The sequence below is a fragment of the Methylobacterium sp. B4 genome (assembly GCF_003201865.1).
Classification (GTDB): domain Bacteria; phylum Pseudomonadota; class Alphaproteobacteria; order Rhizobiales; family Beijerinckiaceae; genus Methylobacterium.
Map to the genome: position 1 here is coordinate 252,603 of NZ_QJJJ01000005.1, position 19,402 is coordinate 272,004.

General features: G+C 67.0%; 31 protein-coding genes and 1 pseudogene. 2 read left to right on the plus strand and 30 right to left on the minus strand.

The window, feature by feature from the left end; translation table 11 throughout:
- Positions 1 to 92 precede the first annotated feature (92 nt).
- From BY998_RS10000 to rplN, 18 genes are all read right to left on the minus strand, one after another.
- Positions 93 to 557 (minus strand): MarR family transcriptional regulator, encoded by a 465-nt coding sequence (locus tag BY998_RS10000; RefSeq protein WP_110351473.1) that lies wholly within the window; start codon positions 555 to 557, stop codon positions 93 to 95.
- A 290-nt stretch (positions 558 to 847) separates the two neighbouring features.
- Complete coding sequence (rplQ, locus tag BY998_RS10005) at positions 848 to 1,264, minus strand: 50S ribosomal protein L17 (RefSeq protein ID WP_012454037.1); 417 nt, start codon at positions 1,262 to 1,264, stop codon at positions 848 to 850.
- A 225-nt stretch (positions 1,265 to 1,489) separates the two neighbouring features.
- Complete coding sequence (locus BY998_RS10010) at positions 1,490 to 2,527, minus strand: DNA-directed RNA polymerase subunit alpha (RefSeq protein WP_181425474.1); 1,038 nt, start codon at positions 2,525 to 2,527, stop codon at positions 1,490 to 1,492.
- Positions 2,528 to 2,605: 78 nt separating this feature from the next.
- A complete protein-coding gene (locus BY998_RS10015) occupies positions 2,606 to 3,487 on the minus strand; it encodes an MBL fold metallo-hydrolase (protein WP_110351475.1) in 882 nt (293 codons plus the stop codon).
- Between the two features lie 37 nt (positions 3,488 to 3,524).
- A complete protein-coding gene (rpsK, locus tag BY998_RS10020; protein WP_109895534.1) occupies positions 3,525 to 3,914 on the minus strand; it encodes a 30S ribosomal protein S11 in 390 nt (129 codons plus the stop codon).
- A gap of 171 nt (positions 3,915 to 4,085) precedes the next feature.
- Positions 4,086 to 4,454, minus strand: coding sequence for a 30S ribosomal protein S13 (rpsM, locus tag BY998_RS10025; protein WP_110351476.1), 369 nt, complete (start codon positions 4,452 to 4,454; stop codon positions 4,086 to 4,088).
- Between the two features lie 353 nt (positions 4,455 to 4,807).
- Positions 4,808 to 5,410: an adenylate kinase gene (locus BY998_RS10030; RefSeq protein WP_110351477.1), complete on the minus strand. Its 603-nt coding sequence runs from the start codon at positions 5,408 to 5,410 to the stop codon at positions 4,808 to 4,810.
- A gap of 144 nt (positions 5,411 to 5,554) precedes the next feature.
- Positions 5,555 to 6,898 carry a preprotein translocase subunit SecY gene (gene secY / locus BY998_RS10035; RefSeq protein ID WP_110351478.1) on the minus strand — a complete coding sequence of 448 codons (1,344 nt, stop codon included), beginning with the start codon at positions 6,896 to 6,898 and terminating at the stop codon, positions 5,555 to 5,557.
- Positions 6,899 to 7,012: 114 nt separating this feature from the next.
- Entirely contained in the window at positions 7,013 to 7,522 is a 510-nt protein-coding gene (gene rplO, locus BY998_RS10040; RefSeq protein ID WP_110351479.1) for a 50S ribosomal protein L15, read from the minus strand.
- Between the two features lie 13 nt (positions 7,523 to 7,535).
- Positions 7,536 to 7,730 carry a 50S ribosomal protein L30 gene (rpmD, locus tag BY998_RS10045; protein ID WP_096485157.1) on the minus strand — a complete coding sequence of 65 codons (195 nt, stop codon included), beginning with the start codon at positions 7,728 to 7,730 and terminating at the stop codon, positions 7,536 to 7,538.
- A 12-nt stretch (positions 7,731 to 7,742) separates the two neighbouring features.
- Complete coding sequence (gene rpsE / locus BY998_RS10050; protein WP_012253652.1) at positions 7,743 to 8,321, minus strand: 30S ribosomal protein S5; 579 nt, start codon at positions 8,319 to 8,321, stop codon at positions 7,743 to 7,745.
- A 90-nt stretch (positions 8,322 to 8,411) separates the two neighbouring features.
- On the minus strand, positions 8,412 to 8,774 hold the full coding sequence (rplR, locus tag BY998_RS10055) for a 50S ribosomal protein L18 (RefSeq protein ID WP_110351480.1): 363 nt from the start codon (positions 8,772 to 8,774) through the stop codon (positions 8,412 to 8,414).
- A gap of 11 nt (positions 8,775 to 8,785) precedes the next feature.
- Positions 8,786 to 9,319: a 50S ribosomal protein L6 gene (gene rplF, locus BY998_RS10060; protein ID WP_110351481.1), complete on the minus strand. Its 534-nt coding sequence runs from the start codon at positions 9,317 to 9,319 to the stop codon at positions 8,786 to 8,788.
- A 16-nt stretch (positions 9,320 to 9,335) separates the two neighbouring features.
- A complete protein-coding gene (gene rpsH / locus BY998_RS10065; protein ID WP_110351482.1) occupies positions 9,336 to 9,731 on the minus strand; it encodes a 30S ribosomal protein S8 in 396 nt (131 codons plus the stop codon).
- A 12-nt stretch (positions 9,732 to 9,743) separates the two neighbouring features.
- Positions 9,744 to 10,049, minus strand: coding sequence for a 30S ribosomal protein S14 (gene rpsN, locus BY998_RS10070; protein WP_110351483.1), 306 nt, complete (start codon positions 10,047 to 10,049; stop codon positions 9,744 to 9,746).
- Positions 10,050 to 10,091: 42 nt separating this feature from the next.
- Positions 10,092 to 10,658, minus strand: a complete 567-nt coding sequence (gene rplE / locus BY998_RS10075; RefSeq protein WP_110351484.1) for a 50S ribosomal protein L5 — start codon at positions 10,656 to 10,658, stop codon at positions 10,092 to 10,094.
- A complete protein-coding gene (gene rplX / locus BY998_RS10080; protein WP_110351485.1) occupies positions 10,651 to 10,965 on the minus strand; it encodes a 50S ribosomal protein L24 in 315 nt (104 codons plus the stop codon). Before rplX ends, rplE begins: the two co-directional genes overlap by 8 nt.
- Positions 10,965 to 11,333: a 50S ribosomal protein L14 gene (gene rplN / locus BY998_RS10085; RefSeq protein WP_012253654.1), complete on the minus strand. Its 369-nt coding sequence runs from the start codon at positions 11,331 to 11,333 to the stop codon at positions 10,965 to 10,967. Before rplN ends, rplX begins: the two co-directional genes overlap by 1 nt.
- A gap of 526 nt (positions 11,334 to 11,859) precedes the next feature.
- Between rplN and BY998_RS10090 the strand changes: the two genes are divergently transcribed.
- Positions 11,860 to 12,264 (plus strand): TadE/TadG family type IV pilus assembly protein, encoded by a 405-nt coding sequence (locus BY998_RS10090; RefSeq protein ID WP_181425475.1) that lies wholly within the window; start codon positions 11,860 to 11,862, stop codon positions 12,262 to 12,264.
- Complete coding sequence (locus tag BY998_RS10095; protein ID WP_110351487.1) at positions 12,264 to 13,898, plus strand: TadG family pilus assembly protein; 1,635 nt, start codon at positions 12,264 to 12,266, stop codon at positions 13,896 to 13,898. Before BY998_RS10090 ends, BY998_RS10095 begins: the two co-directional genes overlap by 1 nt.
- Positions 13,899 to 13,971: 73 nt before the next feature.
- Here the strand turns inward: BY998_RS10095 and rpsQ are convergent, their stop codons facing one another.
- The 12 genes and pseudogenes from rpsQ to BY998_RS10155 form a co-directional block, all read right to left on the minus strand.
- Positions 13,972 to 14,235: a 30S ribosomal protein S17 gene (gene rpsQ / locus BY998_RS10100; RefSeq protein WP_110351488.1), complete on the minus strand. Its 264-nt coding sequence runs from the start codon at positions 14,233 to 14,235 to the stop codon at positions 13,972 to 13,974.
- An 11-nt stretch (positions 14,236 to 14,246) separates the two neighbouring features.
- Positions 14,247 to 14,462, minus strand: a complete 216-nt coding sequence (gene rpmC / locus BY998_RS10105) for a 50S ribosomal protein L29 (RefSeq protein ID WP_091947101.1) — start codon at positions 14,460 to 14,462, stop codon at positions 14,247 to 14,249.
- Positions 14,463 to 14,474: 12 nt separating this feature from the next.
- Positions 14,475 to 14,888, minus strand: coding sequence for a 50S ribosomal protein L16 (gene rplP / locus BY998_RS10110; RefSeq protein WP_003597105.1), 414 nt, complete (start codon positions 14,886 to 14,888; stop codon positions 14,475 to 14,477).
- Positions 14,889 to 14,920: 32 nt separating this feature from the next.
- Positions 14,921 to 15,667 carry a 30S ribosomal protein S3 gene (gene rpsC / locus BY998_RS10115; RefSeq protein ID WP_003597102.1) on the minus strand — a complete coding sequence of 249 codons (747 nt, stop codon included), beginning with the start codon at positions 15,665 to 15,667 and terminating at the stop codon, positions 14,921 to 14,923.
- Positions 15,668 to 15,677: 10 nt separating this feature from the next.
- Complete coding sequence (gene rplV / locus BY998_RS10120; protein WP_108940089.1) at positions 15,678 to 16,061, minus strand: 50S ribosomal protein L22; 384 nt, start codon at positions 16,059 to 16,061, stop codon at positions 15,678 to 15,680.
- 1 nt (position 16,062) lies between these two features.
- Positions 16,063 to 16,341 carry a 30S ribosomal protein S19 gene (rpsS, locus tag BY998_RS10125; RefSeq protein ID WP_003597098.1) on the minus strand — a complete coding sequence of 93 codons (279 nt, stop codon included), beginning with the start codon at positions 16,339 to 16,341 and terminating at the stop codon, positions 16,063 to 16,065.
- A 5-nt stretch (positions 16,342 to 16,346) separates the two neighbouring features.
- Positions 16,347 to 17,183, minus strand: coding sequence for a 50S ribosomal protein L2 (gene rplB, locus BY998_RS10130; RefSeq protein ID WP_110351489.1), 837 nt, complete (start codon positions 17,181 to 17,183; stop codon positions 16,347 to 16,349).
- Positions 17,184 to 17,205: 22 nt separating this feature from the next.
- Entirely contained in the window at positions 17,206 to 17,502 is a 297-nt protein-coding gene (locus tag BY998_RS10135; RefSeq protein WP_091947107.1) for a 50S ribosomal protein L23, read from the minus strand.
- Positions 17,499 to 18,119: a 50S ribosomal protein L4 gene (gene rplD, locus BY998_RS10140; protein ID WP_017485510.1), complete on the minus strand. Its 621-nt coding sequence runs from the start codon at positions 18,117 to 18,119 to the stop codon at positions 17,499 to 17,501. Before rplD ends, BY998_RS10135 begins: the two co-directional genes overlap by 4 nt.
- A complete protein-coding gene (gene rplC, locus BY998_RS10145; RefSeq protein ID WP_110351490.1) occupies positions 18,119 to 18,859 on the minus strand; it encodes a 50S ribosomal protein L3 in 741 nt (246 codons plus the stop codon). The genes rplD and rplC overlap by 1 nt, the downstream gene beginning before the upstream one ends.
- Positions 18,860 to 18,909: 50 nt before the next feature.
- A complete protein-coding gene (rpsJ, locus tag BY998_RS10150) occupies positions 18,910 to 19,218 on the minus strand; it encodes a 30S ribosomal protein S10 (protein WP_003597088.1) in 309 nt (102 codons plus the stop codon).
- Between the two features lie 87 nt (positions 19,219 to 19,305).
- Positions 19,306 to 19,402, minus strand: a pseudogene (locus tag BY998_RS10155) (elongation factor Tu); the annotation flags it as partial.

A 19,402-nucleotide genomic window follows, 5' to 3' on the forward strand; every position in this document is an offset into this window, starting at 1 on the left:
AGACGATGGGCGACGGGGCTCAGTACCGGATCGGAAGGCACGGGCTCAATCGAAATTTAACCGGCAAAGGATAGTGCCGCCACCCGCTGGGATCAGCTTGCCGCGCAGAGATTCTCGATCAGCGCGTTCAGATCCGCCCGCATGGCCTGGATCTCCGGCTCCGACATGTTGAGCTGGCACATCACGGACTGGCGGACGGCAACGGCCTCGTCGCGCAGGGCGCGGCCCTGCTCCGTCAGGGCGATCTCGACCTCCCGCTCGTCCGACTGGCGACGGCTGCGATTGAGGAAGCCGCTGCTCTCCAGCCGCTTCAGCACCGGCGTCAGCGTGCCGGAATCGAGGCGCAGGCGCCGGCCGATCTCCGAGACGGTGATGCCGTCCGTCTCCCACAGAACCAGCAGCACGAGGTATTGCGGGTATGTCAGCCCCATCCGCTCCAGCATCGGCCGGTAGGATTTCGTCATCCGGTGGGCGGCGGCGTAGAGCGCATAGCAGAGCTGGTTGTCGAGAAGCAGCGGATCCCTCAGCACCTCAGCGGTCTCGTTGGGAGCATTCACGGTTCACATCCTGCCGTTCGACTAGGTCTTCCGGCCGGCCGCGCCATGGAAACGGGCACCCGCGCACCGGCAATCCTGACTCCGCCGCTCCAACCCGCACGATAGCGGATGAAAGACGGCAAGGTACATGCACAATTGTCCCAGTACCGGCTTTCCCCGCGCTTTCTCGGTGACAGCGGCGGCGAAGACTCGCGTTCACGGAACGCTTCAAAAGCAGAAAGGCGGCCGTGAGGCCGCCTTTCGCGTCGATCGTCAGTGCCGGGCCCGCCGGGCCACGGCGTAAGACCGGATCAGGCGGCGTCGGCGGTCTCGACGGCGGTCGGACCGGAATCCTTGCCGCGGGCATCGACGTCGCGGTCCACGAACTCGATCACGGCCATCGGCGCGTTGTCGCCGTAGCGGAAGCCGGCCTTCATGATGCGGCAGTAGCCGCCCGGACGCGACTGGTAGCGCGGGCCGAGCACCGTGAAGAGCTTCTTGACCATGTCCGCGTCGCGGATCTGGGCCATAGCGAGGCGGCGGGCATGGATGCTGTCGGTGCGGCCGAGCGAGATCAGCTTCTCGACGACCGGACGCAGGTCCTTGGCCTTCGGCAGCGTGGTGACGATCTGCTCGTGCTTGATCAGCGCGGCGGACATGTTGGCGAACATCGCCTTGCGGTGCTCGGCGGTCCGGTTGAAGCGGCGGCCGCGGTAGGAGTGACGCATGGTGGCTGGTCCTTCTCGATCACGGCCGCCGTGCCACGGTACGGCCGCTGCCCTTCCGGGCTGTTTTCATCGGATCCGCGTAACCCAGCGGCGGGATTTCCTTGGGAGTGCCCGCCCCGGCTCGGCTGGGGCGGGAGGCTGAGCCGACGCATCAAGCGTGGGATCGGATCGGCCGAACGGGCTGCGCCGTACAGCGCCGCCCGTTCATCCCGAGGCGGCCTCGCCTCAGTAGTGCTCTTCGAAGCGCTTGGCGAGATCCTCGATGTTCTCCGGCGGCCAGCCGGGAACGTCCATGCCGAGGTGCAGGCCCATGCCGGCGAGCACTTCCTTGATCTCGTTGAGCGACTTGCGGCCGAAGTTCGGGGTGCGCAGCATCTCGCCCTCGGACTTCTGGATCAGGTCACCGATATAGACGATGTTGTCGTTCTTCAGGCAGTTCGCCGAACGGACCGACAGTTCCAGCTCGTCCACCTTCTTGAGCAGCGCCGGGTTGAAGGGGAGCTGCGGCGCGAGCGGCGCGGCCTCTTCCTTGCGGGGCTCCTCGAAGTTCACGAAAACCTGGAGCTGGTCCTGGATGATGCGGGCGGCGTAGGCCAGCGCATCCTCCGGCGACACGGCGCCGTTGGTCTCGAGCGTCATGGTCAGCTTGTCCTTGTCGAGATCCTGGCCCTCGCGGGTGGTCTCGACGCGGTAGCTGACCTTGGTCACCGGCGAGTAGAGCGCATCGACCGGGATCAGGCCGATCGGCGCATCCTCGGGACGGTTGCGCTCGGCCGGGACGTAGCCCTTGCCGGTGGCGACCGTGAACTCCATGCGGATCTCGGCGCCGTCGTCGAGCGTGCAGATCACGAGATCGGGGTTCAGGATCTGGATATCGCCGACCGCGCCGATGTCGCCGGCCGTGACGAGGCCCGGACCGGTCTTGCGCAGGGTCATGCGCTTCGGGGTATCGGTCTGCGAGCGCAGGGCGATGGTCTTGATGTTGAGGACGATGTCGGTCACGTCCTCGCGCACGCCCGGGATCGACGAGAACTCGTGCAGCACGCCGTCGATCTGGACCGAGGTGACGGCGGCGCCCTGAAGCGAGGAGAGCAGCACGCGGCGCAGGGAGTTGCCGAGGGTCGTGCCGAAGCCGCGCTCCAGCGGCTCGGCCACGACGGTGGCGACCCGCTTGGGATCGTCGCCGGCGGAGACCTGCAGCTTGTTCGGCTTGATGAGCTCTTGCCAGTTCTTCTGAATGACCACGGTCCTACCTCTTGCCAAACCTGCGCCGCCGGCGTCCCGGAGAGCGCTTCGGCCGGCCCTTGAGCACTCGCGGAGCGCCCGGACCGGTCCCAAAAATCACTGCTGCTCGCCCGCCACCCAGAGAGCGGGAACGAAGCGGTAGCCCGCACCATCGCGAGCGACGTATCCGAGCGCCGGGAACTCCAGATGGGAGCCGGCGATGAAAGTCCGCTCGGTCGCCACCTCGTCGAGCACGCGCTTGCGGGTCGCGCGCGCCTGATTCCCGTCCACGTCGAAGGCGACACCCGCCTCCGGCTGCTTGAACTGGATCGCCGGCATATGCACCACGTCGGTCCACATCAGCAGGGACTTGTCCCCCGATACGATCCGCATGCCGCAATGGCCCGGCGTATGGCCCGGCAGCGGGACGGCGGTGATGCCGGGCACCAGTTCGCCGCCCTCGTGCCGGCGCAGCCGCGCATTGTAGGGCGAGACCGCCTTGCGGGCGTTCTCGAAATACGGCTTCGCCTCGTCCGGGGCCCGGGAGAGAGCCTCGTCGGGAAGCCAGTGGGCCGCCTCGTCGGCATGCACCACGAGTTCCGCATTCGGGTAGGCCGCGCTGCCATCCTGCTTCACCAGCCCGCCCGCATGGTCGGGATGGAGATGGGTGAGGAGCACGGTCTCGATCTCCTCCGGCTCGACGCCGGCGAGAGCGAGCGCGGCGGGCACCCGGCCCATGGTGGCAGGACCGAAATGCCCGTAGCCCGAATCGATCAGCACCGGCTTGCGGCCGGCGCCGGTGACGAGGAAGGCGTTGAGCGTGACGACCGGAGCCTCGGGGCGGAAACCGGCCCGCTGCAGCGCGCCGGCCTCTTCCTTCGGGATGCCCGTGACGAGATCGAGGGAGCCCTGAAACCAGCCGTCGTTGAGCGCGGTGACCGTGAGGTCGCCGAGGTTCCAACGCAGCGCGCCGGGAAGGGGCTTCGATCCGTCCGCCATGGGCGTCTCCGTCCGAGAGTGCTCCGGGTCCGTCCGATCAGACGCGGCGACGCTTGCGCGGCCGGCAGCCGTTATGCGGGATCGAGGTGACGTCGCGGATCGAGGTCACGGTGAAGCCCGCCGCCTGGAGCGCGCGAAGCGCCGACTCACGGCCCGAACCGGGACCGGAGACCTCGACCTCGAGGGTGCGCATGCCGTGCTCGGAGGCCTTGCGGGCCGCGTCCTCGGCCGCGACCTGCGCAGCGTACGGCGTCGACTTGCGCGAGCCCTTGAAGCCCATCGCGCCGGCCGACGACCACGAGATCGTGTTGCCCTGCGCGTCGGTGATGGTGATCATCGTGTTGTTGAACGAGGCGTTCACATGCGCCACGCCGGAGACGATGTTCTTGCGTTCGCGGCGGCGGACGCGGGTCGGTTCCTTGGCCATCTTTTTCTCGCTGGTCCTTCAATCACGCCCGTAACACCAGGCGCTCGGGATTCTTTTGGGACTTGGCCGAGCCGCTCGTGGAGCGCCGGCCTGCGGCGCCGGCGCTCCAGCGAGGAGCACCCGACGCAGCGGCAGGAAGGCCGTGCGATGCACGGCCTTCCAAAGCCAAAATTACTTCTTCTTGCCGGCGATCGGCTTCGCCTTACCCTTGCGGGTGCGGGCGTTGGTGTGGGTACGCTGGCCACGGACCGGGAGCTGCTTGCGGTGACGCAGGCCGCGGTAGCAGCCGAGATCCATCAGGCGCTTGATGTTCATCGAGACTTCGCGACGCAGGTCGCCCTCGACGATGTAGTCGCGGTCGATGGTCTCGCGGATCTGAAGCACCTCGGCGTCGGTGAGCTGGTTCACCCGACGCTCGGCGGGGATGCCGACCTTCTCGGTGATCTCCTCGGCCTTCTTCGAACCGATGCCGTGGATGTACTGAAGCGCGATGACGACGCGCTTGCCGGTCGGGATGTTGACGCCTGCGATACGGGCCAAGATGATCTCTCCATGGGGCAGGGCCTGGCCCCGCCGTCAGCGAATGAAGGCGCGCGTCCGGTGGAGGCCGGCCCCTGCGCACCCGCCCAAAACGACAAATCGGCCCGCAAGCGCTCCCTGTGAGGCGCTCCGGACCACCATCCCGTTTGGACGAAGGGGGCCCGCCTAGCGCGACCGGGCCGAGTTGTCAACGCTTTGCAAACGAACTCCTCGACGGATGACGCGAAAGAGCGAGAGCATCAGCGATGGTCGAAGGTTCGCCCCTCCGCGCGCAGGGACAACCGTGAAACAGAAAAGCCCGCCCCATCGAGATGGAAGCGGGCCTCGCCATGGGTCAGTTCGGTGCCGTCGGATCAGGAATTCGCCGTCTCGCGAAATCCGTCGAGCAGACCGGTCACGTCGCCGCTCACCTCGTCGATCGGCTTCATGCCGTCGATCTTCCGAAGCAGACCCGTGCCCGCATAATAGTCGGAGAGCGGGGCGGTCTGCCGCTTGTAGGCGTCGAGGCGGGTCTTGAAGACCTCCGGCGTATCGTCCTTGCGAACGGGCTGCCCCTTCGCCGCGGTCTCCTCGGCGCGCCGGGCGATGCGGCCGACCAGCGCGTTCTCGTCGACGACGAACTCCACCACGGCGTCAAGCGCGATGCCCTTCTCGGCCAGCATCGCGTCGAGCGCCTTGGCCTGCTCCACGGTGCGGGGGAAGCCGTCGAGGATGAAGCCGTTCTTGGCGTCGGCCTCCTCGATCCGGTCGGCGACGATGCCGACCACGACGGCGTCGGGCACGAGACCGCCGCTCTCCATGATCGACTTGGCCTCCAGGCCCACCGGCGTCCCGGCGGCGACCGCCGCACGCAGCATGTCGCCGGTCGAGAGTTGCGGAACCCGATAGCGCTCTACGATGCGCTCGGACTGCGTGCCCTTACCCGCTCCCGGCGGTCCGAGCAGAATGATCCGCATGGCGTCTCCCCGTCCTCATGGCCCGGCGCCGGGCTCGTTCTTCCTGATCGGCGCGCCTCCCTTCCGAGGCTGCGCCGGCGTCAAGCCGCTGTGATGCGCAATTCCGGCCCGCGCGTCCACCGAACCTTTGGCGAAGTCGGGGGATCAGCGGCGCCGCGTGGTCGATGCGCCGCGCAGCTTGGCCTTCTTCACGAGGCCCTCGTACTGGTGCGCCATCAGGTGCCCGTGGATCTGCGCCACCGTGTCCATGGTGACCGAGACCACGATCAGCAGCGAGGTACCGCCGAAGCCGAGCGCGGCCGAGGTGTAGGAGGCCACGATCTCCGGCACGAGACAGACGAAGGTGAGGTAGGCCGCGCCGATCACGGTGATGCGGGTCAGCACCTTGTCGATGAAGGCGGCCGTCCGCTCGCCGGGGCGGATGCCGGGAATGAAGCCGCCATGCTTCTTCAGGTTGTCGGCGGTCTCCTGCGGATTGAAGACGACGGCCGTGTAGAAGAACGTGAAGAAGATGATCAGCGCGGCGTAGGCGACCATGTAGAGCGGCCGGCCGTGGCCGAGATAGGCCGTCAGCGTGCCGAGGATGCCGGTCGAGCCCTGGCTCGCCGAGAAGCTCGCCACCGTCGTCGGCAACAGTAGCAGCGAGGAGGCGAAGATCGGCGGGATCACGCCCGAGGTGTTGAGCTTGAGCGGCAGGAACGAGGTCTGGCCCTCGTACATGCGGTTGCCGACCTGGCGCTTGGGATAGTTGATCAGCAGGCGGCGCTGGGCGCGCTCCATGAAGACGATGAAGTAGATCAGCGCGACCGCGGCGAGACCGGCGCCGAGCAGGATGGCGGGCGAGAGCGCGCCGGTGCGGGTCAGCTCGAGCGCTCCAAAGATCGAGGCCGGCAGGTGGGCGACGATGCCGGCGAAGATGATGAGCGAAGAGCCGTTGCCGATGCCGCGCGAGGTGATCTGCTCGCCGATCCACATCAGGAACAGCGTGCCGCCGGTCAGGGTGACGACGGTGGAAAGGATAAAGAACGGACCGGGATTGATCACGGCGTTCGAGCCCTGGAGGCCGAAGGCGATGCCCCAGGACTGGACCAGCGCCAGCACGACCGTGAGGTAGCGGGTATACTGGTTGATGACCTTGCGGCCCGATTCGCCCTCCTTCTTCAGCGCCTCCAGGGTCGGCACGACCGAGGTCAGCAGCTGAACGATGATCGAGGCCGAGATGTAGGGCATGATGTTCAGCGCGAAGACCGCCATGCGCTCGACGGCACCGCCGGAGAACATGTTGAACATGCCGAGCACGCCGCCGGCCTGGTTCTGGAAGTTGCGCGCGAACTGTTCGGGATCGATGCCCGGAATCGGGATGTAGGTCCCCAGCCGGAACACGATGAGCGCACCCAGGGTGAACCAGATGCGCTTCTTGAGCTCGTCGGCCTTGGCGATCGCGCCGAAATTCAGGTTGGCGGCAAGCTGCTCGGCGGCTGAGGCCATGTCATTGATCCCGGAATATGCCGTCGGGACGCGTCTCGAACGGTCCCTGAAAGCGGAAACGGCGGCCGCGTGCGAGCACGGGCCGCCGCTTCGGCGTTCGACTTAATGGTGGCGTCAGGCCGACGCAACCGCGCTGTCGGACGTGCCGCGGTGGGCGACGCCGGCGGCGAAGGTCGTGGTCACCGAGCCACCGGCCTTCTCGACGGCCTCGACGGCCGATTTGGAAGCGCGGGTCACCTCGAAGCTGAGCTTCGCGGTCAGTTCGCCGACACCGAGCAGCTTCACACCGTCGCGGGCACGGCTGATGATGCCGGCCTGGACCAGAGCATCGACCGTGATCGGCGCGTTGGCGTCGAGCTTGCCGGCATCCACCGCCGCCTGGACACGACCGAGGTTCACCTCGTTCAGGTCATGGGCGTGGATGTTGTTGAAGCCACGCTTGGGCAGGCGGCGATGCAGCGGCATCTGGCCGCCCTCGAAGCCCTTGATGGACACGCCGGTGCGGGCCTTCTGACCCTTCACGCCGCGGCCAGCGGTCTTGCCCTTGCCGGAGCCGATGCCCCGGCCGACGCGCATCCGATTCTTGGTCGCGCCTTCGTTGTCGCGGATTTCGTTGAGCTTCATGGTTAAGCCCTCCTCACGCCGCGGCGTCGTCGAGGACGCGCACGAGATGCGCGACCTTGCGGATCATGCCGCGCACCGAGGGAGTATCCTCCAGCTCGGAAACGCGGTGCAGCTTGTTCAGCTTGAGGCCGATCAGCGTCGCACGCTGGGAGGCCTCGCGGCGGATCGGCGAGCCGATCTGCTCGACGCGGACAGTCTTGGTTGCCATGCTGCCCTCCCCTTACGCGACGGCCGCTTCGGAGGTGTCGGCCGGGTCGGCGTCACGGCGACGGGCCTGGAGGGCCGACACCTTGAGACCGCGACGGGCCGCGACCGAGCGCGGGCTGTCCTCGTTCTTGAGCGCGTCGAAGGTGGCGCGCACGAGGTTGTAGGGGTTGGACGAGCCGAGCGACTTGGCGACGACGTCCTGCATGCCGAGCGTCTCGAAGACGGCGCGCATCGGGCCGCCGGCGATGATGCCCGTACCCTGCGGAGCAGCGCGGAGGATCACCTTGCCGGCGCCGTGACGGCCGTTGACGTCGTGGTGCAGGGTCCGGCCTTCGCGGAGCGAGACGCGGATCAGGCCGCGCTTGGCAGCCTCGGTCGCCTTGCGGATGGCCTCCGGCACCTCACGGGCCTTGCCGTGGCCGAAGCCGACGCGGCCCTTCTGGTCGCCGACGACGACGAGCGCCGCGAAGCCGAAGCGACGGCCACCCTTCACCACCTTGGCGACGCGGTTGATGTGGACGAGCTTGTCCACGAACTCGCTGTCGCGCTCCTCGCGGTCGTCGCGGCGACGACCCTCGCGTTCACGTGCCATATCTGATTCCTGTTATCTCACTGACGCGGATCGGAAAGACCCGCTCGCTCGATGGGTCCCCTCCCCGCGAAGGGGAGGGAACGCGGCGTCTTAGAAGTCCAGGCCACCCTCGCGGGCGGCGTCGGCGAGAGCCTTGACGCGGCCGTGGAAGATGTAGCCCGAGCGGTCGAAGACGACCTTGGTGACGCCCGCAGCCTTGGCACGCTCGGCGACGAGCTTGCCGACTGCCTCCGCCGCCGCCTTGTCGGCGCCGGTCTTGAGGCTGGACTTCAGATCCTTGTCGAGGCTCGAGGCAGCGGCGAGCGTGCGGCCCGCGGCGTCGTCGATGACCTGGACGTAGATCTGCTTGGACGAGCGGAACACCGACAGCCGTGGACGGCCGTTGGCGGTGGCTCGAAGGGCCCGACGGACCCGCGCCTTGCGGCGCAGGAGGGCTTCGTTCTTGTTCGACATGATCGCCCCCCTTACTTCTTCTTGCCTTCCTTGCGGAAGATGAATTCGCCAGCGTACTTGACGCCCTTGCCCTTGTAGGGCTCGGGGCCGCGATACTCGCGAATCTCCGCCGCGACCTGACCGACGCGCTGCCGGTCGATGCCCGACACCACGATCTCCGTCGGCTTGGGCGTCACGATCGTGATGCCGGCCGGGATCTCGTACTCGATGTCGTGGCTGTAGCCGAGCGAGAGCTTGAGCGCCTTGCCGGCCATCGCCGCGCGGTAACCCACGCCGGTGATCTCCAGCTTCTTCTCGAAGCCCTTGGAGACGCCCTCGACAAGGTTCGCCACCTGGGCGCGCGAGGTGCCCCACAGGGAGCGGGCCTGCTTCGACTGGTCCTTGGGCTGCACCGAGACGGCACCGTCCTTGAACTCGACGACCACCTGGGGCGGCACGACGAACTGGAGTTCGCCCTTCGAGCCCTTCATCTTCACCGTCTGACCCGTGACCGTGGCGGTGACGCCAGACGGGACGGGGACGGGCTTCTTGCCTACGCGAGACATGTCGCTGTCCTCCGGATCAGAACACCTTGCAGAGCACTTCACCGCCGACGTTGCGCTCGCGCGCCTCGTGATCGGCCATGACGCCCTGCGGGGTCGAGATGATGGTCACGCCGAGACCGTCGGCGACGCGCGGCAGCTCGCCAACCGACGAGTAGACGCGGCGGCCGGGCTTCGACACGCGCTTGATCTCCCGGATGACCGGGCGACCGTCGTAGTACTTGAGCTCGATCGCGAACTCGGTGCGGCCGTTGCCGAGGTCCGCGACGGCGTAGTCGCGGATGTAGCCCTCGGACTTTAGCACGTCGAGGACCGAGGCGCGCAGGCGCGAGCCGGGGGTCTGGACGACGTTGCGGCGACGGCTCTGACCGTTGCGGATGCGGGTGAGCATATCACCCACGGGATCGTTCACCATGGATGCCTCCCCTTACCAGCTGGACTTCACGAGGCCGGGGATCAGACCCCGGTTGCCGAGCTCGCGCAGAGCGACGCGCGAGATGCCGAGCTTGCGGTAGTAGGCCCGCGGACGACCGGTCATCTCGCAGCGGTTGCGGATGCGGGTGGCCGAGGAATTGCGCGGCAGCTCCGCGAGCTTCAGGCGCGCCTCGAAGCGCTCCTCCACTTCACGGGACTCGTCGTTGGCGATGGCAAGGAGAGCCTTGCGCTTCTCGGCGAAGCGCTTGACCAGTTCCTTGCGGTGGTTGTTCTTCTCGACTGAGCTTTTCTTAGCCATGTCTTTCTCCAGTGTCCGCGTCTAAGCGACGAAATCCGTCGCTTACTGCCGGAACGGGAACTTGAAGTGGGCGAGGAGAGCCTTGGCCTCTTCGTCCGTGGTGGCGCTCGTCTGGACGACGATGTCCATGCCCCAGGTCTGCTCCGCCTTGTCGTAGGAGATCTCCGGGAACACGAGGTGCTCCTTGAGGCCCATGGCGTAGTTGCCGCGGCCGTCGAAGGAGCGCGGGTTCAGGCCGCGGAAGTCGCGGACGCGCGGGAGCGCGATCGTGACCAGCCGGTCCATGAACTCGTACATGCGGGCCTTGCGCAGGGTCACCTTGCAGCCGATCGGCATGCCCTCGCGGACCTTGAAAGTCGCGATCGCCTTGCGGGCGCGGGTGATGACCGGCTTCTGGCCGGCGATGAGCGCGAGGTCGCCCGCCGCAACGGTGGCCTTCTTGGAGTCCGCGGTGGACTCGCCGACGCCCATGTTGATGACGATCTTCTCGATCTGCGGGACCTGCATCGGGTTCTTGTACCCGAACTGCTCGATCAGCTTCTGCCGCACGACCTCGTCGTAATGCTTGCGCAGACGCGGGGTGTAGGCGTTCTTGTCGGCCTCAGCCATCGATCTGATCCCCCGTGGTCTTGGCGAACCGGACCTTGCGCCCGTCGTCGAGGATGCGGAATCCAACGCGGGTCGGCTTGCCGTTGGCATCGGCCACCGCGATGTTGGACAGGTGGATGGCAGCCTCCTTGGAGATGATGCCGCCTTCCTGGTTCTGGGTCTGGCGCTGGTGCTTCTTCACCAGGTTGATGCCGCGAACGAGGGCCTTGCCCTCCTTCGGCATGACCTGGACGACCTCGCCGGAGCGGCCCTCGTCGCGGCCGGTGAGAACGACGACCGTGTCGCCCTTCTTGATCTTGGCGGCCATCACAGCACCTCAGGAGCGAGCGAGATGATCTTCATGTGGTTGCGGGCGCGCAGCTCGCGCGGCACCGGCCCGAAGATACGGGTGCCGACCGGCTCCTTCTGATTGTTGATCAGAACGGCGGCGTTCTTGTCGAAGCGGATCACCGAACCGTCGGCACGCTTCACGTCCTTGGCGGTGCGAACGACGACCGCCTTCATGACGTCGCCCTTCTTGACGCGGCCGCGCGGGATCGCCTCCTTGACGGAGACGACGATGATGTCGCCGACGCCGGCATACTTGCGCTTCGACCCGCCGAGCACCTTGATGCACATCACGCGGCGCGCACCCGAATTGTCGGCGACGTCCAGATTCGTCTGCATCTGGATCACGGGAGTGACCTTTCCTTGTTTCAGGCGGGTTTCCGCACACGGACGGTATTGCCCGGCGGACGACGCCTGATGGGGATCTGATGTCCCCGGATGTAATGAACCGCGCAAACGGCGCTTTTCAGCACCGGCGCGGTCGCCGCGTACGAAGGGGTGCGAACACCCCAAGGACTGTCGCGAAGGCCGGTCCGGTACTACGGGTGGGCGGGAAATGCAAGGCGTTCGGGATCCGCGAACGAACTTTCAGGCGCGGGTCTGGCCTTGAGGCGCTCGCGTGGCGCCGAACATCCTTGGACATGCGCCGGCGAGCCTCGACCCGGCATCGACGGGCACGTCCTCGCCGAAGGCAGGCCATCCTCAGTCTCGGCAAACGGAAATATAATTTCCATTGGTTGCGCCATAAGATTTCAGCAACCTAAGAGATCAACGATGCAGCATTGAAAGTCAGCCACTTCGGCAGGATCGTGCCATGAGACTATCGCGGCAAGACTTTAACATCCGATACTGCCGCGCGGTTCGGCATCCATTTGTGAGTGACGTGGGAGGGGCGATCGCGGTCGAGTTCGCGTTTCTCGGCCCTCTGTTGTTCTATCTCATGCTCAACATCTTCGTCGGCGCGATCTACTTGGGGGCCTTTCACAAGCTGCAACACGTGACGGCGCAGGCGGCGCGCGCCTCCATCGCCGGCATCGATGCGGGCGAGCGCCTGAGCCTGGTGCGGCAGAGCCTCGATCGCGCCCTCAGCGACGGCGTGCTGCTCCGGCCCGCCTCGATCAGCGTGGCCGTCGATTCGCTCTCGGCCGATCGGGCGCATTACCGCGTCAGCCTGAGCTACGACACACGGGTGCTCGGGCTCGGGCGCATTCCCGGCGTCGCCACCTTCGTGCCCGAGACGCTCACGAGTTCCTTCGACGTACGGAACGGTGGAATGTGATGGGGATCCGCTCCGATCAACGCGGCTCGGTCACCGTCATCACCGCCCTCGGTTTCACGGGTCTGCTCGGGGCCGCAGCCATCGGCCTCGACCTCAGCGTTCTCTACAATGCCCAGCGAAGGGCACAGGGTGCGGCCGACCTCGCCGCCCTCAACGCGGCGAGCGATCCGGCCACCGCCGAGGCCGCGGCACGGCGCGCGCTCGCGGATAACGGCTTCCGCGATGCGGCACGGATCGAGATCCGCACCGGCTCCTACCTGCGCAGCGCGGCCCTTCCCGAGGCAAGCCGCTTTACCACGGCTGCCGCCTCCCCGAACGCGGTACGGGTGAACCTCAAAGCCCCGGTCCGGCTCACCTTCGGCCGCTTCGTCGGCCTGCCCCCGGCCTTCGACGTCGCCGTCACCAGCACGGCAGCGAATACGCGCTTCGCCGCCTTCAGCCTCGGCTCCGGCGCCGCGGCGCTGGACGCGGGCATCGCCAACGCGGTGCTCGGCGCCATGCTCGGCACCCGCCTGTCGCTGACGCTGCTGGACTTCAACGCCCTGCTTTCCGCCCGGGTCGACGCCTTCCGCTTCCTCGACGCGCTCGCGACGGATCTCGGTCTCCAGGCGGCGAGCTACACGGATATCATCGCCGCCAGCGCCACGCCGGGCCAGATCCTCGGCGCGCTCGCCGTCTCGGCCGCCTCGACCTCCTCGACAACGGCGGGAAGCATCCTGGGCCGGTTGGGACAGACCGTCCCGAAGGGGGCGGGCCGCATCCCCCTGCGCGGGATCATCGATCTCGGTGATGCGGAGAACCTCTCGCCCGAGCGGGGCAGCGCGGGGCCGGCCATCCGCCTCTTCGACGTCGTTTCAGCTGCGGCCGCCCTGGCCAACGGCGACCGCCAGGTCTCGGTCGACCTTGCCGGAAGCGTCCCGGGCCTCGTCGCGACACGTCTCACCCTCGCCGTCGGCGAGCGGCGACAATCGTCAGGCTGGGTCGCGCCCGGCAGCGCGCGGGCGACGCTGCGGACGGGTCAGGTCCGGCTGCTGATCGAGACGCAGATCCGGGCGCCGCTCAATCTCGGAACGATCGCCCTACCGCTCTACGTCGAGGCCGGAAGCGCGCAGGCGACGCTGCGGGCGGTCGGCTGCTCCGGCCCCACGGGCGGGCGCCGGGTTGATCTCGACGTGCAGCCGAGCCTCGTACGGCTGACGCTCGGCGACGTGACGGCCACCGACATCAACGCACGAACCCCGCCGCCCAACGCCGCTCTACCGGCCGACCTGCTGCGCCTGCCCCTTTTGTCGCTCGCCATACGAGGACGGGCACAGACGAATCTCGGCTCGGCCTACGCGCAAAGGGTCAGCTTCACCGAGGACGACATCGTGCGGCACAGCGACCGGACGGTCTCGAGCGCCGGTCTGCTAACCTCCGCGACCGGGAGCCTGCTCGGAACGCTGGAGCTCGACATCAACGGAGGCAGCCTGTTGCCGACGCTGCGACCGCTCCTGATCGCAACGCTCGCAGCCGCCGCCCCTGCGCTCGACGGAATTCTCGACACGACCCTGCGGACGCTGGGCCTGCAGCTGGGCACCGCCACCGTTGCCGCGGAGGATGCGCGCTGCGAGCAGGCGGTGCTGGTGCAATGACACCGGACTGACAAACGAAAACGGGCGCGGAAGTTTCCTTCCGCGCCCGCTTCGATTCTCAGAGAGAAGAAAATCAGGCCGTGCCGGCCGCTTCGGCCGCAGCTGCCTGGTCCTCGACCAGCTTCCAGGTCTTGGTCTTGGAGTAGGGGCGGGACTCCTCGATGAACACCGTCTGCCCGATCTTGGCCGTGTTGGCCTCGTCGTGGGCATGGTAGTTCTTCGAACGGCGAACCGTCTTCTTCATCACCGGGTGGGTGAAGCGACGCTCCACCTTCACGACGATGGTCTTATCGGTCTTGTCGCTGACGACGACGCCTTGAAGGACGCGCTTGGGCATGTGGAATCTCCTCAGGCCTTGGCCGCGTCCAGCGTCTTCTGACGCTGCAGCGTGCGGACACGGGCGATGTCGCGGCGAACCTCGCGGACGCGGGCGACGTTCTCGAGCTGGCCCGTCGCGCCCTGGAAGCGCAGGTTGAACTGCTCCTTCTTCAGGTTGACGAGCTCGTCGGAAAGCTGATCCGCCGACAGAGCGCGCAGATCAGACAGTCTCTGGTCGGACTTCATGATCTCTTCCTATCAATCAGCGATGCGCTGGATGACGCGGGTGCGCACCGGCAGCTTCGCGGCACCAAGGCGCAGGGCCTCGCGGGCGATGTCCTCGGCGACGCCGTCGACCTCGAACATGATCCGGCCCGGGTGGACGCGGGCCGCCCAGTACTCGGGCGCGCCCTTACCGGAGCCCATGCGGACTTCGGTGGGCTTGGCGGTGACGGGCAGATCCGGGAACACCCGGATCCAGACCCGGCCCTGACGCTTCATCTCGCGGGTGATCGCGCGGCGGGCCGCCTCGATCTGCCGCGCGGTGATGCGCTCGGGCTCCAGGCACTTGAGGCCGAACTGGCCAAAGTTCAGCTCGAAGCCGCCCTTGGCCGCGCCACTGATGCGACCCTTGAACTGCTTACGGAATTTGGTCTTCTTGGGTTGCAGCATGGCAGCCTCTCAAGATTTCTGCTTGATGAGCGTCAGGCGTGCGACGGCTCGCGGCGGCCACGGCCACCCCGGTCGTCACCGTCACGCTCGCGGCGCCCGCCGGAACGGCCACCCTCTTCCTGGGCCTTCTTGTCCTGCGCCATCGGGTCGTGCTCGAGGATCTCGCCCTTGAACACCCAAACCTTGATGCCGCACGTCCCGTAGGTCGTGAAGGCGGTGGCCGTGCCGTAATCCACATCCGCGCGGAGCGTATGCAGGGGCACGCGGCCCTCGCGGTACCATTCGGTGCGGGCGATCTCGGCGCCGCCGAGACGGCCGGCGCAGTTGATGCGGATGCCCTCGGCGCCCAGACGCATGGCCGACTGCACGGCGCGCTTCATGGCACGACGGAAGGCGACGCGGCGCTCGAGCTGCTGCGCGATCGACTCGGCGACGAGCGTCGCGTCGATCTCGGGCTTGCGCACCTCGACGATGTTGATCGTGACGTCGGCCTTGGTCATCGTGCCGACGAGCTTGCGCAGCTTCTCGATGTCCGCGCCCTTCTTGCCGATCACCACGCCCGGACGGCCCGAGTGGATGGTGACGCGGCACTTCCGGTGCGGGCGCTCGATGACGATCTTCGAGACGGCGGCCTGCTTGAGCTGCTTCATGAGGGCGGCGCGGATGGCCACGTCCTCATGCATCAGCTTGGCGTACTCGCCCTTCTCGGCGAACCAGCGGGAATCCCAGGTCCGGTTGATGCCGAGACGCAGGCCGATCGGATTGATCTTCTGACCCATAATGGTCTCCTCAGGCCGCTTCAGCGCGCACTTCGCGAACCACGATCGTGAGGTTCGAGAAGGGCTTCAGGATGCGCGCGCCGCGACCGCGGGCACGGGCGTGGAAGCGCTTGAGCACCAGCGCCTTGCCGACGAAGGCCTGGGAGACGACGAGATCGTCCACGTCGAGGTCGTGGTTGTTCTCGGCGTTGGCGATCGCGCTCTCGAGGCACTTCTTCACATCGCGGGCGATGCGCTTGCGGGAGAATTCGAGGTCGGCCAGAGCCGACTCGACCTTCTTGCCGCGGATCAGCGCCGCCACGAGATTGAGCTTCTGGGGCGACACGCGGAGCATCCGCGCGACGGCCTTCGCCTCGTTCTCGGGAAGCGCGCGGGGGGTGGCAGGCTTGCCCATCTCAGCGCCTCTTCGCCTTCTTGTCGGCCGCGTGACCGGGGAAGGTGCGGGTCGGCGAGAACTCGCCGAACTTGTGACCGACCATCTCCTCGGTGACGTAGACCGGGATATGCTTGTGTCCGTTGTGCACACCGAAGGTGATGCCCACGAACTGCGGAAGGATCGTGGAGCGGCGGCTCCAGATCTTGACGACCTCGTTGCGGCTGCCGCCGCGGGCGGCGTCGGCCTTCTTGAGGAGGTAGCCGTCGACGAACGGCCCTTTCCAGAGGGAACGTGCCATGGCTGTTACTTCTTGCGGTTATGGCGGCTGGACAGGATGAAGGTGTCGGTCCGCTTGTTGGACCGGGTCTTCTTCCCCTTGGTGGGCACGCCCCAGGGCGTGACCGGGTTCCGGCCGCCCGAGGTACGACCCTCGCCGCCGCCGTGCGGGTGATCGACCGGGTTCATGGCCACACCGCGGACGTGCGGGCGCTTGCCGAGCCAGCGGTTGCGGCCGGCCTTGCCCAGCGAGATGTTCATGTGGTCCGGGTTCGAGACCGCACCCACGGTCGCGAAGCACTGGCCGTGCACGAGCCGCTGCTCGCCCGAGTTCAGGCGCAGCGTCACGTAGCCCTGATCGCGACCGACGATCTGAGCGTAGTTGCCGGCGGAGCGGGCGATCGCGCCGCCCTTGCCGATCTTCAGCTCGACGTTGTGGACGATCGTGCCCACCGGCATCGAGCCGATCGGGGCCGCGTTGCCCGGCTTCACGTCGACGCTCTCGCCCGCGACCACCTTGTCGCCCGGCGACAGGCGCTGCGGGGCGAGGATGTAGCTCTGCTTCCCGTCGGGGAAGGTGATGAGCGCGATGAAGGCGGTGCGGTTGGGATCGTATTCGATCCGCTCCACGGTCGCGGGAACGTTGAGGTTCTCGCGACGCTTGAAGTCGACGTTGCGCAGGACCCGCTTATGGCCACCGCCGCGGAAGCGGACGGTGATGCGGCCCAGGTTGTTGCGTCCGCCCGAGGAGCTCTTGCCCTCGGTCAGCGCCTTTACCGGCTTGCCCTTGTAGAGCTCACGGCGGTCGACGAGCACGAGCTGGCGCAGGCTCGGCGTGACCGGTTTGAATGTCTTCAAGGCCATCGGCTTGATCCTAACGCTTCTGTCAGAGGCCGGTCGTGACGTCGATCGTATCGCCCTCGGCGAGGGTCACGATCGCCTTCTTCACGTCCGAACGCTGCCCGCGCTGCCCGCGGAAGAACTTCTTCTTGCCCTTGGTCGTGAGCGTGTTGACGCCCGTGACCTTGACGTCGAACAGACGCTCGACCGCTTCCTTGATCTGCGGCTTGGTGGCCTTCGGGGCGACCCGGAAGACGACCTTGTTCTGTTCGGTGAGGTTGGTCGCCTTCTCCGTGATGACGGGGGAGACGATCACATCGTAGTGGCGCGGATCGGCACTCATTTGAAACGCTCCTCCAGCGCGTCGACGGCGGCGCGCGTCAGCACGAGCGTGTCGCGGCGCAGGATGTCGTAGACGTTGATGCCCTGCACCGGCAGGACGTCGATCTTCGGAATGGCGCGGGCGGCGCGGCCGAAGTTCTCGTCCACTTCCGAACCGCCGATGATCAGCGCGCTCGACAGGCCGAGCTTCTCGAAGCGCTCGATCATCGCCTTGGTCTTGTGGCTGTCGACCTTGATGTCGTCCACGACGATCAGAGTCGAGGCCTTGGCCTTCGACGACAGGGCGTGCTTGAGGGCGAGCGCACGGACCTTCTTGGGCAGGTCGTGGCTGTGATCGCGCACCACCGGACCGAAGGCCCGGCCACCGCCGCGAAACTGCGGAGCGGAGGCGGCGCCGTGACGGGCGTTGCCGGTGCCCTTCTGTTTGTACAGCTTCTTCGAAGTGCGATCGACATCCGAGCGGTTCTTGACCGCGTGGGTGCCGGCGCGGCGCTTGGCGAGCTGGTAGCGCACCATGCGCTGCAGGATGTCGGCGCGCGGCTCAAGGCCGAAGATCGCTTCATTGAGCTCGACCGAGCCGGCGGAGCCGCCGTCGAGCGTGGTGATATCGAGTTTCATCACGCGTTCTCCTCGGACGCCGGAGCCTCGGGGGCCGCCTCGACCTGGGACGCGCCGGAGGAACCGTTTTCACGGAACTTGCCCGGCAGCGGCACGTCGGCCGGCAGCTTGCGCTTGACCGAGTCGCGAACCTGGATCCAGCCGCCGGCCACGCCGGGGACGGCTCCTTCGACCAGGATCAGACCGCGCTCCGGATCGGTGCGGACGACCTTGAGGTTCTGCGTGGTCACGCGCTCGACGCCCAGGTGACCCGGCATCTTCTTGTTCTTGAAGGTCTTGCCCGGATCCTGGCGGCCACCGGTCGAACCGATCGAGCGGTGGGAGATCGACACGCCGTGCGTGGCGCGCAGTCCGCCGAAGTTCCAGCGCTTCATACCGCCGGCGAAGCCCTTACCCGTGCTGGTGCCCGTCACGTCGACGAACTGGCCCGGGATGAAGTGGTCGGCCGTGATCTCGGCACCAACCGGGATCAGCGCATCCTCGGACACGCGGAACTCGGCGAGCTTCTTCTTCGGCTCGACCTTGGCGACCGCGAAGCGGCCGCGCTCGGCCTGCGACACGTTCTTCACCTTGGCCTTGCCCACGCCGACCTGGAGGGCGACGTAGCCGTCCTTCTCGGTCGTGCGATGCGCAACAACCTGGCACTGATCAATTTGGAGCACAGTGACGGGCACATGCTCGCCAGCGTCCGTAAAGACGCGGGTCATGCCGACCTTCCGTGCGATGACGCCTGAGCGCATAGGTCTCTCCCTCGCGCGATGAAACGGTAAGCTCTAAATCCGACGCGGACTTAGAGCTTGATCTCCACGTCCACGCCAGCGGCGAGGTCGAGCTTCATCAGCGCGTCCACGGTCTGCGGCGTCGGGTCGACGATATCGAGCACCCGCTTGTGCGTGCGCATCTCGAATTGTTCGCGCGACTTCTTGTCGATGTGCGGCGAGCGGTTCACCGTGAACTTCTCGATATGCGTCGGCAGAGGGATCGGGCCCCGGATCTGCGCGCCGGTTCGGCGCGCGGTCGAGACGATCTCCTTGGTGGACGCATCGAGGATGCGGTGATCGAACGCCTTGAGGCGAATGCGGATGTTCTGACCGTTCATGACCTGACCTCGGCGGAAACGTTGCGGAGCGGGCGCGAGGGCCCGCCCCTCTTACGTCCCCTGTCGATGATGCCTTGCGAAGGGCGGTTAGTCGTTGATGGCGGCGACGACGCCGGCACCGACGGTACGTCCGCCCTCGCGGATGGCGAAGCGCAGCTTCTCTTCCATGGCCACCGGCACGATC